The organism is Neorhizobium sp. T25_13, from assembly GCF_002968675.1.
GTDB lineage: Bacteria > Pseudomonadota > Alphaproteobacteria > Rhizobiales > Rhizobiaceae > Neorhizobium > Neorhizobium tomejilense.
In genome coordinates this window covers 213,201-226,521 of the sequence record NZ_PVBI01000009.1, presented here as the reverse complement: position 1 = coordinate 226,521, position 13,321 = coordinate 213,201, and the positions used below count along the sequence as shown (strand labels likewise).

12 protein-coding genes are annotated in these 13,321 nt (G+C 60.0%); all 12 read right to left on the bottom strand.

All coding sequences use genetic code 11. The features are described from left to right. Positions 1-126: 126 nt before the first annotated feature. Complete coding sequence (locus tag C5J22_RS21805; RefSeq protein WP_105439954.1) at positions 127-1,383, bottom strand: FAD-binding oxidoreductase; 1,257 nt, start codon at positions 1,381-1,383, stop codon at positions 127-129. 34 nt (positions 1,384-1,417) lie between these two features. Continuing rightward, positions 1,418-2,917, bottom strand: a complete 1,500-nt coding sequence (locus C5J22_RS21800; RefSeq protein ID WP_105439953.1) for a tripartite tricarboxylate transporter permease — start codon at positions 2,915-2,917, stop codon at positions 1,418-1,420. 9 nt (positions 2,918-2,926) lie between these two features. After that, positions 2,927-3,385: a tripartite tricarboxylate transporter TctB family protein gene (locus tag C5J22_RS21795; protein ID WP_105439952.1), complete on the bottom strand. Its 459-nt coding sequence runs from the start codon at positions 3,383-3,385 to the stop codon at positions 2,927-2,929. After that, positions 3,382-5,757 (bottom strand): molybdopterin-dependent oxidoreductase, encoded by a 2,376-nt coding sequence (locus C5J22_RS21790; RefSeq protein WP_105439987.1) that lies wholly within the window; start codon positions 5,755-5,757, stop codon positions 3,382-3,384. Before C5J22_RS21790 ends, C5J22_RS21795 begins: the two co-directional genes overlap by 4 nt. A 2-nt stretch (positions 5,758-5,759) precedes the next feature. After that, positions 5,760-6,731, bottom strand: coding sequence for a tripartite tricarboxylate transporter substrate binding protein (locus C5J22_RS21785; RefSeq protein ID WP_105439951.1), 972 nt, complete (start codon positions 6,729-6,731; stop codon positions 5,760-5,762). A 95-nt stretch (positions 6,732-6,826) separates the two neighbouring features. Next, positions 6,827-7,606, bottom strand: coding sequence for an SDR family NAD(P)-dependent oxidoreductase (locus C5J22_RS21780; protein ID WP_105439950.1), 780 nt, complete (start codon positions 7,604-7,606; stop codon positions 6,827-6,829). A gap of 10 nt (positions 7,607-7,616) precedes the next feature. After that, entirely contained in the window at positions 7,617-8,564 is a 948-nt protein-coding gene (locus C5J22_RS21775) for a 4-hydroxy-tetrahydrodipicolinate synthase (protein ID WP_105439949.1), read from the bottom strand. 297 nt (positions 8,565-8,861) lie between these two features. Beyond that, positions 8,862-9,545: a TetR/AcrR family transcriptional regulator gene (locus C5J22_RS21770; protein ID WP_105439948.1), complete on the bottom strand. Its 684-nt coding sequence runs from the start codon at positions 9,543-9,545 to the stop codon at positions 8,862-8,864. A 160-nt stretch (positions 9,546-9,705) separates the two neighbouring features. After that, a complete protein-coding gene (locus C5J22_RS21765; protein ID WP_105439947.1) occupies positions 9,706-10,173 on the bottom strand; it encodes a hypothetical protein in 468 nt (155 codons plus the stop codon). A gap of 133 nt (positions 10,174-10,306) precedes the next feature. Continuing rightward, positions 10,307-10,966 carry a transcriptional regulator gene (locus tag C5J22_RS21760; protein WP_105439946.1) on the bottom strand — a complete coding sequence of 220 codons (660 nt, stop codon included), beginning with the start codon at positions 10,964-10,966 and terminating at the stop codon, positions 10,307-10,309. Positions 10,967-11,138: 172 nt separating this feature from the next. Then, positions 11,139-12,377, bottom strand: coding sequence for a D-arabinono-1,4-lactone oxidase (locus C5J22_RS21755; protein ID WP_105439945.1), 1,239 nt, complete (start codon positions 12,375-12,377; stop codon positions 11,139-11,141). A gap of 8 nt (positions 12,378-12,385) precedes the next feature. Further along, complete coding sequence (locus C5J22_RS21750; protein ID WP_105439944.1) at positions 12,386-13,153, bottom strand: SDR family NAD(P)-dependent oxidoreductase; 768 nt, start codon at positions 13,151-13,153, stop codon at positions 12,386-12,388. Positions 13,154-13,321: the final 168 nt, after the last annotated feature.

Below are 13,321 nucleotides of genomic sequence, written 5' to 3'. Positions count from 1 at the left end.
CACGATCGCGCCGCCGATGGGGTCAGACGAACTTTTGATGGACCGGTTCAGTTCCGAAATCCGTGCGGACGATCGGGCACCCCGTCGAGTTTCGGCCGTTGCTCATGGCGCGTCAGCCGTTGCAGATCAGCGAAAACGGGCGGCAGACAACGCTGATAGATCGATGGCACATTCGCGCCCGGCGATCAGGTCGGCAACAAGCGCGCCGCTAACCGGTCCGGCTGCAAGGCCGACGTGACCGTGACCAAAGGCATGAACGATATTTTCGGAAGACCGCGAAAACCCGATCACCGGAAGGCCGTCCGCTGTCGAGGGACGATGCCCCATCCACCGGTCGATATTCCTGTCCTCGGATATATCCGACAGCGCGGGATAGGTGTCCTTCGCGTGTTTCAGCAGAATGTCGGCGCGGATCCAGTTCGGTCTTTCCTCGACACTTGCCAGCTCGACCTGTCCGGCAATGCGAAGTCCGGCAAGTGTAGGATTGTTGCCCATCCTGCCGTCGCTCGGCATGATCGGCATCTCCCCCTTCGCCAGATGATAGGGAACGACCACGTGGTAACCGCGCTCGCTCTGCATCGGGATTGTCTCACCGGCGAGCGCCGCTAGCTTTTTCGAATGTATTCCGGCAGCGATGACGGCCTTGTCGCATGCCACGATGCCCGCCTCTGTCCGGACGCTCGAAAGCCGGTTGCCGGTAAGATTGAAACCGGTCGCCCTTGCATTGATGCGCTGGGCGCCAAGATCCACCGCGTGATCCACCATCGCCGCGACATAGCCTCCCGGATCCACGCAATGACCGCCATCCTCGACGAAGGCAGCAAAGGAGTAGCGGGGTGAAAGGTTGGGCTCGAGTTCGTGCAGTTCGGCTGAGGATAGCTCTCGATAGGAAACGCCGTTGTCGCGCCGCAGGCGCCACGCAAAAGCCTCGGCCTCGAAAGCCGCGCGATCCCGGTACACGTAGAGCAGGCCCCTGCGCCGGATGAGATCCGGCCGTCCGATTTTTTCCGCCAGTGCCGCATGCCGGGTTGGCGCATCATGCAGGAGGCTCGCCAGAATTCTTGCGGTCCGTTCGACCTTGGATCCAGTCGAGCCGGCCAGCATGAACCGCAGCAACCAGGGTGCGAGGCGTACCAGATGCCGCCAGCGGATGGTCAGCGGTCCGGAAGGATCGGCAAGATAGCCGGGCACCTTTCTCCAGAGGCCGGGCATCGACATCGGGATGATCGAGGCAGGGCTCAGCCAGCCGCTGTTACCATAACTCGCCGCGTGGCGACCGCCGGGCTGTTCCGGTTCGATAATGGTGACCTCGTGCCCGTCGTTCAACAGTTCGAGTGCCGTCGATGCACCGACGATACCCGCTCCGATGACCACTACATGCATGGCGTTTCACTCTGCGTGACTGGAATAAGCCGGTTCATTCCTGAAACGCCTCTTCGCGGACGGCCTTGATCTTCGGCAGGGCGACCACGGCGATGGCGACCACAGCAAGGACAAGCAGACCTGCCGAAATCGGACGATCGACAAAAACGCTGGGATTGCCGCGTGCGAGGAACATCGCTCTACGGAAATTTTCCTCCATCATCGGCCCCAGAATGAGGCCCATCACCAGTGGTGCAGCGTCGCAATCGAGCTTGGCGAAGACGTAGCCGGCGACGCCGAAGGCGCCGAGCAGCCAAATATCGAAGACCGAGTTGCCGAGCGAGAACGCGCCGATCGAGCAGAACACCACGATAGCCGGAAAGAGATAATGGAAAGGCATCGTCAGCAAGCGGGTCCAGATGCCGATCAGCGGCAGGTTCAAGACCAGCAGCATGAGGTTGCCTACCCACATCGACACAATGACGCCCCAGAAAACGTCAGGATGTTCGGAAATCAGCGTCGGCCCGGGTGCGATACCCTGCATGATCAGGGCGCCGAACATCAGGGCCATGACGGCATTGGCCGGTAGGCCGAGCGTGAGCAGCGGGACGAACGAAGTCTGGGCGCCGGCATTGTTGGCGCTCTCGGGCGATGCCACGCCTTCGATCGCACCACCGCCGAAACCTTCGGGCGGGTTGGCAACGCGTTTCTCGACGGCATAGGCGGCAAAAGCGGCGAGAAGCGCGCCGCCGCCCGGCAGAAGTCCCAGCGCTGAACCGATCCCCGTGCCACGAAGAATCGGCGCAACCATCCGCCGCCAGTCTTCCCGCGACGGGATCATCGAGAAGAATGGTGCGTTGATGGCGGTGCGGCTTTCCGGGGTTTCCAGATCCTTGATCAACTCGCCGATGCCGAATAATCCCATCGCTACAACGACGAAATTGATACCGCTCGACATCTCTTCAAAACCGAGCGTGAAGCGCGGTACGGCAGTTTGCACGTCTTGGCCGACAAGACCGACCAGAATGCCGATGAAGACCATGGCGAGTGCCTTCGGCAGCGATCCGCGCGAAAGCACGACCGAAGCGACAAGCCCGAGGATCATCAGGGAAAAGTATTCCGCCGGGCCAAACAGCAATCCGATTTCGGCAAGCGAAGGCGCAAACAATGCCAGCAACAGCGTGGCGACGGTGCCGGCAAAAAAGGAGCCGATCGCTGCTGTCGACAGTGCCACGCCCGCTCGTCCGTTGCGGGCCATCTTGTAGCCGTCGATCGCTGTAACCACGGACGATGCTTCGCCGGGCAGGTTGAGAAGGATGGCCGTCGTCGAACCCCCATATTGCGCACCATAATAGATACCGGCCATCATGATCAGCGATGTCACCGGCTCAAGTCCGATGGTGAAAGGCAGGAGGATGGCCATGGTCGCGGCAGGCCCGAGGCCTGGCAGGACTCCGACAAGGGTTCCGAGCAGTGTGCCGATCAGGCACCAGAACAGGTTCGTCGGCAGGATTGCCTGGTCAAACCCGAGCAGCAGGGCGTTCAGCGTGTCCATGTGATCTTCCTAAAACCCGAACCAGGGGCCGATGATGGCAATCGGCATACCGAGCCCCTTGATGAAGGCGAGGCTGCAGGCCGCACCGAGTCCGAGCCCGTACAACGCCGATTTTGCCGGCTGCAAAGGACGTGAAGCAAACGAGGAGATGAAGCAGCAACAGAAGATCGCCGGCAGCAACCCGCCGCCGCGAACGACCAGTCCAAACACCACGATCGCTGCAATGATGAACGTGACCTTCGAGGAATAAAGCCTCGGTTGCTTTTTGCCGGCGTCATGTTTTTCGGCCGTGAAGGCGACGATAAGGCCCATGGCGATCAGGGCCGAGGCGATCAGGCCCGGAAATGCACCGGGGCCGATTTTGCGCCAGGTACCATAGGAGAGATCGAGGCTGCCCGACAAGAAAGCGGCGCCGATCAATACGAACAGGAGCCCTGCAATCAGTTGCGGATTGAGACGTGAGGTCATGGGCATTGCTTTCCGTTGGACGCTTTCGATCGCGGATCGGGGACCAGATCCGGCGGGCGATAGGCCCGCACCTCCGGCGGCGTGCCGATGAAGCGGGAAATCTCGACAAGGCATGAGTTCGGGCTTGGCCCTTGTGCGAGACGGGAAGTTCCATGATCCGGCGTCAGTACATTCGGATTGCCGTTCAGTTCCAGCGAACCCGGCTTCAAGGAGTCCGCCGGATCGAACCAGGCGCCCGTCGCCAACTGCACAACACCGGGCATGACGGCGTCGGTAATGGCAACGACCGCCAGGCACGCACCGCGGGCGTTGGAAATGGTGACCACCTCGCCTTGCGCCAGCCCGCGAGCCGACGCGTCATCGGGATGAATGCGCACCGGCTGACGGCCGCCGCTTTTGGTCCGGCGCGACGGTGCTGCATGGTCCCACTGGCTGTGTAGCTTGTCATGCGGCTGGCAGGACAGGAGATGCAGTGGATAGATGGCCGCCAATTCGCCCCCCAGCCATTCGGCCGGTTCCACCCATGCCGGATGGCCGGGGCAATCGGCATAGTCGAAGCCGGCAATGAGCTCCGAGGAGAGCTCGATCAGACCGGACGGCGTGCGCAGCGGATGGGCAACCGGGTCCGCGCGAAACGCAGAAAGGAACGGCCGGTCAGCGCTTTGGCTTTCCACTTCGATCAGCCCCGCATTCCGGAACGTGGGAAAATCCGGTAGGGAAATGTCGCGTAACACAGCGTTCGCCTGCGCGTCGGCATAAAGCTTCTCCAGCCATTCTGGTTCGCTCAATCCGCCCGTGAATGCCGCTTCAGTCCCCAGCTTTTTGGCAATGCGGCGCAGGATCTCGTGATCCGAGAATACGTCCGCAGGTGGTGCGGCCGCGTGTGTCGAATATCCGAAAAAACTCTCGCGGCCGCTGGCAACCAGATCGTCGCGTTCCAGGAATGTCGCGGCCGGCAACACGATGTCGGCATGCCGGGCGTTGGCATTCCACCAGTGCTCGTGAACGATGATCGTTTCCGGCTTCTGCCAAGCTTCGACCAGCCGATGAAGATCCTGATGATGGTGAAAAGGATTGCCACCAGCCCAATAGATCAGCCGTATGTCCGGATAGATCCGTTTCCGGCCGTTGTAGTCGTATTCCGTTCCCGGCGAAAGCAGCATGTCTGCAATCCGCGCAACCGGAATGTAGTCGGAGATGGCATTCTGCCCTTGCGGCAGCGACGGCCATTTCACGGCCGGTGCCGGCTGGCCGATGCCCGATATGGATGCATAACCGAAACCAAATCCTCCGCCAGGCAGACCAATGCGACCGAGCAGCGATGCCACCGCGATTGCCGCCCAATAGGCCTGTTCGCCATGGTCGGCGCGTTGCAGCGCCCATGCCATCATGATGAAGGTTTTTTTCGAGGCCATGGTCCGGGCAAGGGTGAGGATATCCTGCGCTTCAAGGCCGGTAATGCCGGCTGCCCACTCGACATCCTTGACGACGCCGTCCACCTTACCGAACAGATAATCCCGCAATGTCTCAAAGCCGACGGTATAACGTTCGACGAAAGCCGCGTCGTGACGATCCTCCTGGATCAGCACGTGGGCGATGGCCAGCAGCAGGGCGGCGTCGGTACCGGGTCTCAGAGCCATCCATTGGGCATCGAGTTCGCTTGCGGCATCATCCCGGACGGGTCCGATGTTGATGAAATGCGCGCCTGCCTTCTTGCAGTCGAGTAGATACCGTCGGGTTTCATGGCGGGAAACGCCGCCGGCATTGACCTGAGCGTTGCGAAGCGGCGTGCCACCGAACATCACGATCAGGTCCGTATGGCCGACGATCTGGCTCCATGGGCTGTGGCCGGAGATCAGTCCATCGGTGGAACCGATGACGTGCGGCAGGATGACCTCGCCGGCGGCATAACTATAGGTCTGGACGGAACGAACCGAACCGCCATTCATGTTGAAAAAGCGCTTCAGCTGGCTTTGCGCATGATGAAATCGCCCGGCGCTCGACCAGCCGTAGGAGCCGGAAAAGATCGCGCCGTTGCCATGCTCGTCCCTGACGCGGCGGATTTCGCCGGCAACCAGTTCGATTGCCTCCTCCCAGGAAACCTCGACAAATGCCTCGGCTCCCCGCCGGCCGGCACGACTACCCGGTCCCTGCTCAAGAAAGGATCGCCTGACTGCTGGCCTCAGGATTCGGCACGGCGCAAGCCTGTCGGCTGGAAGCTCGCCACCGAATTGAACAGGATCGGGGTCGCCCGCCATCGGACGAATGCCGCCATGCAAGCCATCATGAGTGTAGAACCCCCAATGGGTTCCGACATGGTGCTGGCCTGCTGAAGGCTCCGAATGTCGCGTCGTTTTCGGAGCCTTCGTCATCTTCATTCCACCTTGATGCCGGCTGTCTTGACGATCTCACGGTAACGCTTTGTCTCGTCCACCACGAAGGTCCGCAGATCGGCGCTGCTCTTGTACATCGGCTCGAAGCCGAAGACCGTCAGCTTGTCCTTGAATTCGGTGGAGGTGACAACGTCCTGCAGGACCTTGCCGAGATATTCCCCCGCCTTTGGATCAAGATTTTTCGGCGCCCAGACGCCGTACCAGGAGAGCATTTCCAGTGCAGGCATGCCGCTCTCGGCAACGGTCGGCACATCCGGCGCCAGAGGCGAGCGGGTCAGGCTGGTCACCGCAAGCGGCTTCAGCCGGCCTGCCTTGACATGCGGCAGCGACGACAGGATCGGGTCGGCGATCAGCTGCACCTGGCCGCCAATCATGTCGGTCAGTGCCGGACCGGCTCCCTTGTAGGTGACCACTTCAGTATCGACGCCAGCTTCGCCCTTCAGGACTTCCACAGCCAGATGACCGGCCGAGCCATAACCGGAGGTGGCGAAGTTGTAGGAATCCGGATCCGCCTTCACCTCGGCGAAGAATTCCTTCAGCGTGTTCGCCTTGTCCGACGGATTGGTGGTGATCAGCAGCGGGCCGGCCGCGATGCCGCTGATATGCGTGAAATCGTTGACGACATCGAAAGGCACGTTCTTGTTGATCAGCGGCGTGACCACATGGATCGACGCATTCAGCAGCAGGGTGTAGCCATCGGGAGCAGCCTTGACCACATCGGACGAACCGACCACCCCGCCGGCACCGCCCGCACGGTTATCGACCACGAAGGTCTTGCCGGTCTTGACCGAAAGCGCGGCGGCAAGAACGCGTGCAACGCCATCGACTGCACCGCCCGGCGGATAAGGCACGACGATGGATACAGGCCGGCTGGGATAGTCGTCCGCCTTGGCAAGGCCGGCCACCGGCAGCGTCATCGAAAGAAAAAGCAATGCTGTTCCGAAGCGGTTCATAGATGGATTCCTTCTGGCTCCAAGAGGATGTATGCAGTCGAAAGTCATTTTATGCATCGCGGATTCTTCACGGCGAGCAGCAATCCGCTCCGACCTCAGAACGTTCCGGGATATTGCCCGCCATCGATCAGCAGGTTCTGAGCAGTGACGAAACCGGCATTCGCCGAGCAGAGGAAGGCAATGTAGGCGCCGACTTCTTCGGGGCGTCCGTAGCGGCCAGCCGGATTCTGTGCCGCACGGGCGGCCCAGATTTCGTCGAAAGAGCGACCGCTTTCCTGAGCAAGTACCCCGACATGCTGGCGCTGGCCATCCGAAGCGACAATGCCCGGGAGCATATTGTTAATCGTCACATTGTGGGCGATCGTCTGCCGGGCCAGGCCCGCGACGAAACCGACGAGGCCGGAGCGTGCCGCATTTGACATGCCAAGCTCAGCCTGGGCGATCTTGACGCTCCGAGACACGATATTGACGATACGGCCGAACTCGCGCTCCATCATTCCGTCGACAGTCAGGCGCATCATGTCGATCGGTGTCAGCATCATCCGATCGATGCCCCGCAACCAGTCCTCACGAGACCAGTTGCGGAAATCACCGGGCAGTTCGCCATCGGCGTTGTTGACCAGGATGTCCGGTTTTGGGCAGACAGACAGAACGGCTTCACGACCGGCAAGCGTGGTAATATCGCCGACGACAGCGGTGACGCGGGCGCCGGTAGCCGCTCGGATTTCTGCGGCTGTCGCCTGCAGTGTTTCGGGCGTGCGGGCGATGATGGTCAGATCCACATTCTCCCGCGCGAGAGCCATTGCGGCGGCCTTACCCATGCCCCGGCTTGCGCCGGTAACGATAGCATTCCGACCGGAGATCCCGAGATCCATCGGCCGAGCCTCAGGCGGCCAAGGCCGAAGCGGGCTTCAGCTTCCAGCCGTATTTCTTGTCGAGGCCGAGATCCTGGACGATGCGAATGCCCTTTGCGAGCGCTTCGCCTTCAAGGCCGGTCAATGGCCGCCGCAGTTCGCCAGCCGGCAGTCCGACAGCCTTCATCAGCGATTTCACCGCCACCGGATTGATGGCCGAGTAATTGTAGTGCAGCAGCGGCAGAAGATTCAAATAGGTGTCGCGGAACCCTTCGGCTTCGACATAGCTCGTCCACGGACGTGACATCACCGCCACTTCGGCCGGGGCAATATTGCCGCCCATATTGGCGGTGCCATGACCACCAAGGCTCATTGTTGGCACGACGAGGCCGAGATTGGGGCTGTCGCAGCACATGACCGAAACATCCGGACGCGCGGCGAGAACCTGGGCAACTTGGCCGACACGCGCGGTGGATTCCTTGTGAATGACGTAGTTGGGATGCTTGAAGATGCGCAGCAGGTGATCCCAGTGCAGGTCGCTCTTGACGCGCGGTGGGTTGTTGTAAAGCCCGAGAGGCAGGTCGGTCGCGTCGGCGACCTCCAGGAAATAACCTTCGATGTCGGCTTCCGGGGCGCAGATATACGCTGGAGCAGCGAGAATGGCGCCGTCTGCGCCGTTATCCCTGGCGAACTTCACATTTTCAATCGTAACGTCCGTGTTGTTGCCAGTGCAGCCAAAGAAGATCGGCATCTTAGCCGTTTTCATCTTCGACGTCTCGACGATGATTTTCTTCTTCTCGTCAGCCGACAGCATGGATACCTCGCCGGTCGAGCCCATGATCAAGACGGCAGAGGTGCCGTTCGCCTGGTGGAAGGAAAGCAATGCGCGGAATGCGCCCATATCGACGGCGCCCGACTTGTCGAACGGTGTGATCAAGGCAACGAAGGATCCGGTGATCTTGGGGGCAGCAGCAGTCATTGCACGACTCCAGGAATGTTAAACGATGTTTGAAACATAATTTGAGACGAGGCGGAGTCAATGACTTTAATCGGTCATACCGCCCAAGAATCAAGCAGCGGCCGGCGATTTTGGAAAAGCCCGCATGCGATCGAAGTGATAACCGGAAAGACAGTCTAATCTTGAAATATATGCCCCAACCTTTTTCTCAAAAGGCAATAAAAAAGATTATTATCCAGCGTAGACCCGATTTTGGATAGAAACTGAAGTATATCTCATCGTGAGCAGATTCCAGCTGTAAGTCGAAATCCGGTATCATCACCCGGTGGCAGGTGCCTGGAATCCAGTGCAGATAAACCGCGAGAGCTGACGGATAATCTCTTCGTCGTCATCGGTATCGCAAAGCCCGCCGGACAGCTGCTTGAGGCGGTACGATGCCGGGTCTGAATCGATCAGGACCTGCATGATGGCGCCGATCGAGAAATTGTAACGCCAGAAAATGTCGCGGCGCTGCATATCCGGTAGTGCTCGACTGAAGGCATCGATAAAACGGAACACGGCAGGATCGACGCGGCGTATGAAAAAACGGTTGGTCGATTCACGCGGCCGCGAACGGACCTGCAGGATCAGCCGCGTCAAAGGACGGGCGCCCGAGGCATCGCGGCTGAACTGTACCATCGGCCGGACAAGAGCCCCGACGACGTCCTCCAAAATCGGGAATCCCGGCCGGGCCGAAGCCTCGCATTTTTCCAGAGCTTCTATCCGGGCATGGGTATAGGGCTCCATCATCAGGTTCAGCACCTCGCTGATGAGCTCTTCCTTGGAGCCGAAATAATAATTGACGGCAGCAACATTCACATCGGCCCGCCTCGTGATGTCGCGAACGGTCGCCAGATCAAACCCCTGCTCGATAAATACTTCGCGCGCGGCCGCAACAATCCGCTCCCGCGGCTCATCCGCGCGATCGACTTTGGACGTTCCGCTATCTGCCTTTTTTGCCATGCATCCCAAATTCTTTGCTTCGTGGCTATCGTCGTCGTTTTGTAGCGGACCGACGGGGGCCATCAAGTGCAATTTTGGGGAGCATGAGGATTTGTGGGATCGTCCATGAAGCTTGGCCAAGTTGCATTGGCTGGGTTAGGTGCGGTGGACAACGGCACGTTCAGCGTTCGAACCGCTCCAGCATTCTCTTCAGTTGTGCATTCTGCAGCTGAAGCTTGCGCGCCAGCTGGTCCCGCAGCAGCCTGATCTCTTCATCAAGACGGATTGCATCGTCAGAAACGGCGGGAACGCCTAGAGAGGGTGGCGGAACGGCTTCAATCGGTTCCGTTTTCTTGTGCCGCGTGCTGCGTTTTCGCGTCGCACCTTCGCCAGTCTGGGAAGATTTCAATGCGTCGTGTGCGGCCGCACCGGGATCCGGGGCCGCTGGCACCGCCTCCGATTGTTCGTAAGCGACCGGCTTTTCGTCGACCTTAGGATCGGTGGCGTTCAACCCGTTGTCGGCAGCCGTTTCAGTCGGTTTGGCGATGGCCAATACGTCCGGCTTCACGTCATCGGTCGAGCCGTGTTCTCGGCGCTGCTGACGTCGCGGTGACACAAGCCGGGCAAGAAGTTTCCATGGAGACGCCATTGTATTCGACCTCGTATTCTACCTCGCATGCAGGCTGCGAGCAAAAGCGTTGGCGGCAGGACCAGCCGCCGCCAAGATATTCATCTCGATATAGCCTTGAGAATGCGGCCCGCGCTTGACCGACGGCTGCCGATCAACCGAGGTTGAGCCGCTTTCGCAGATCGGCATTTTCAGCACGCAACTTCTCGGCCAGTTGCTTGCGCAGTCTTTGGTTTTCCTCTTCCAGCTGCAGGAGATCCGCAAACTCGTCGACCGCCGCCGCCGACGGAGCGGTCACTGCCTGCACCGCCTTCGGAGCCCGTTTGACAGGCGCACGCTTGGCGCTTGGCGCACCTTCGTCGGACTTTGCCTTGCGTCCTCTCTTCGGCTTGACCGCTGCGGCATTCGAAGCCGCTGCCGGTTGCGCCGAAACTGCGGCTGAGGCCGTCACAGCGGCCGCCTTTTTGGCGCGAGGTTTGCGCTCCTTCTTCGGTGCGGGCGCCGCAACCGTCGGCGTGTCAGCATCCGTCATCGTATTGTTTTCGTCGGCCATTATGGTCTCCTGTAAAGCCGATGCATTTGTCTCCTGCTCGATCGGCGGTGTCAACAACGCCGCGACCTGTTGTTCGCCGGGTAAAGACACTCCGGCGCTGTCAACCTGAGACGTTTCCGGAAGGAATGGCATTGCCTCGTCCTGCAGATCCTGTGCAACGGACTTGAGGTCCATGTCTCCCCAGATCGAGTTCGGATTGGAATTGAGTTTTCGCCGACCCGATCTGTACTCGACGGCAAAGCTGCGCTGGACTTTTTTCACTTTGAGAGGCCTTGGGTGTCTGCGGTGATGTTTCGGCGACGCTTTCAGCATCGCAACAAGCCCTGCAGATAACCTCTATCGCCCCGCCGGTCCATACCCATGGCGATACCCGGCCCGAACGAGCCTATTGGATCGGCCGAAGCGCCAAGTCGAGGCCCGTCTTGCTTGGCTCTTATCCAAACAACATCTTCAAATGATCGTTTAGGAACCGGCCCTTCGGATCCAAATCCCGCCTCAGTGCTCGAAACTCTTTGGCGCGAGGGTAAAGCCTTGTCACGTCGTCCGTGTCGAGGAAATGCATCTTTCCCCAATGCGGGCGGGAATTGTATCCGCCTAGAATTTGATCCACATCCTTCAGGAAGGGCCAGTAATCAATACCCGGACCACCCGACACCGACAGGGTGATGCTGTCCTGGCGATGAAAGGGGCTCATCCATGCCGGATCGCCGGCCGTGAAGCGGTATTCGATCGGATAGATGCAGTTGGTGTGCTTGTTCAGCATCAAATCCCGGACAGCCCTGATCGCGGCCTTGCCGTGTTCGAGAGGAACAGCATATTCCAGTTCGACGAAATTCGGCACGTATTCGATCGGATAGACCTCGGAACTGTAGGCGATCTTTTCGAATTCGCTCTCCATCGGAGCGGCGTCGGTGATGTCCATCACCTTCATCTCGCAGACATCGGCCAGCTTGTTCGTGCTCGACACCGCAGACGTGTCGGGAAGGCAGTACAGATGGCGGCTTTCCGGCGTCGGGCACCAGAAGAAGCCGAAATGGCGGTGCCTCGAGGCCAGTTCGTCGTGACGCTCCATGCAGGTCTCGAAATCGTCCCGCCAGAGACGCTCGTGCAGACTATAGGCGTCCATGACGTTGAGCGTCAGCGAGGAGATAACGCCGAGCGTTCCCACCGAGACCTGAGCTGCGTGCAGCCTGTCACTGTCGCGACCGTCGATATCGAGGACATCCCCGGCCGCGGTGACGATACGCATGCCGGCAATCGATGAGGCCAGATTTCCGAGCTTGATCCCCGTGCCGTGGGTTCCGGTCGTAAACGCACCGGCAACAGCCTGGCTGTCGATGTCGCCCTGGTTGATCAATGAAAGGCCGTGTTCTTTCAGCGTCCTGCCCACTTCGTTGATGCGTGTTCCCCCTGCCACGGTGATCTGTTTTCGATCACGGTCGATGTTCTGCACGCCGCGCAGATTTGCGAGCGACAGCAACAGCCCGTTGGTGCCGACGACGGGTGTGAAGGAATGTCCCGAGCCCGAAACACGCACCGCCAGATCACGCCTGTCGGCTTCGTGGACAAGCTCCGCCACTTCAGCTTCCGTTTCCGGCGAAGCCTTGAATTGTGAAACGCAATATTGATTGCCGACCCAGTTGCGCCATAGGCCGCCTTTTTCCAGAGCCATGTTTTCCCTCACATCGCTGTAAAACAATTATCGACAAACAGATGGGTACCGCTGACGAAGCTGGCGTCGTCGCTCGCCAGGTAGAGCGCCGCCTTGGCGACCTCGTCCGGCCGGCACATCCTGCCCTGCTGAGCCGCGATCGCCGCATCCGAGACGTCCACGCCGTAGCGGGTCAGTTCGTCGACCTCCTTCTGGCCATGTGGCGTCTGGATGAAGCCGGGGCAAACCGCGTTGCAGCGGATGTTGCGGTCGCGAAACTCGACCGCGATCGCCCGCGCAAACATGTGACAGGCGCCCTTGGTCGTATCATAGAGAACTTCCATCGGTGTCGCGGCGACCGCCGAGATCGACGACGTGCAGACGATGGACCCGCCACCCGCCTTGATCATGTGCGGCAGGACCGCACGGGTCATCAGAAACATGCTGCGGACATTGATGGCCATCAGCCGGTCCCAGTCCGCCACCGAAGTTTCGAGGAATGGCCGGACGATGATCGTTCCGGCATGATTAAACAGCACCGTTATCGGTCCCAGTTCACCGGAAATTGCGTCTACCGCCCGATTCACCTGCAGTTCGTCAGAAACGTCGGCAGGTGCAAATGCTACCTTCAGGCCTTCTTCACGCAGGCGGGCGGCGACAGCCGCCCCCTGGCTATGGGGGAGATCGACAATCCCCACCGCCGCCCCCTCTCGCGCGAAAAGCTCGGTGGCGGCAAGGCCGCACCCACCCGCGCCGCCACTGATGAGCGCGATCTTACCGTCCAGACGACCAGCCATTCAACCTCCAACGATTGCTGATAACGGCCGATCGATGGCTGAGTGGGGCTCTTTTCGAGCCTCTTATTCTCCGGCCGATGAAGGGCAGCTATACTCCTGCTTGATAGCAAACTGGCCTAATTTTGCGCCGTGGTCTATTGCTGACTTGGTCCATCTGTTCAGGTGCGT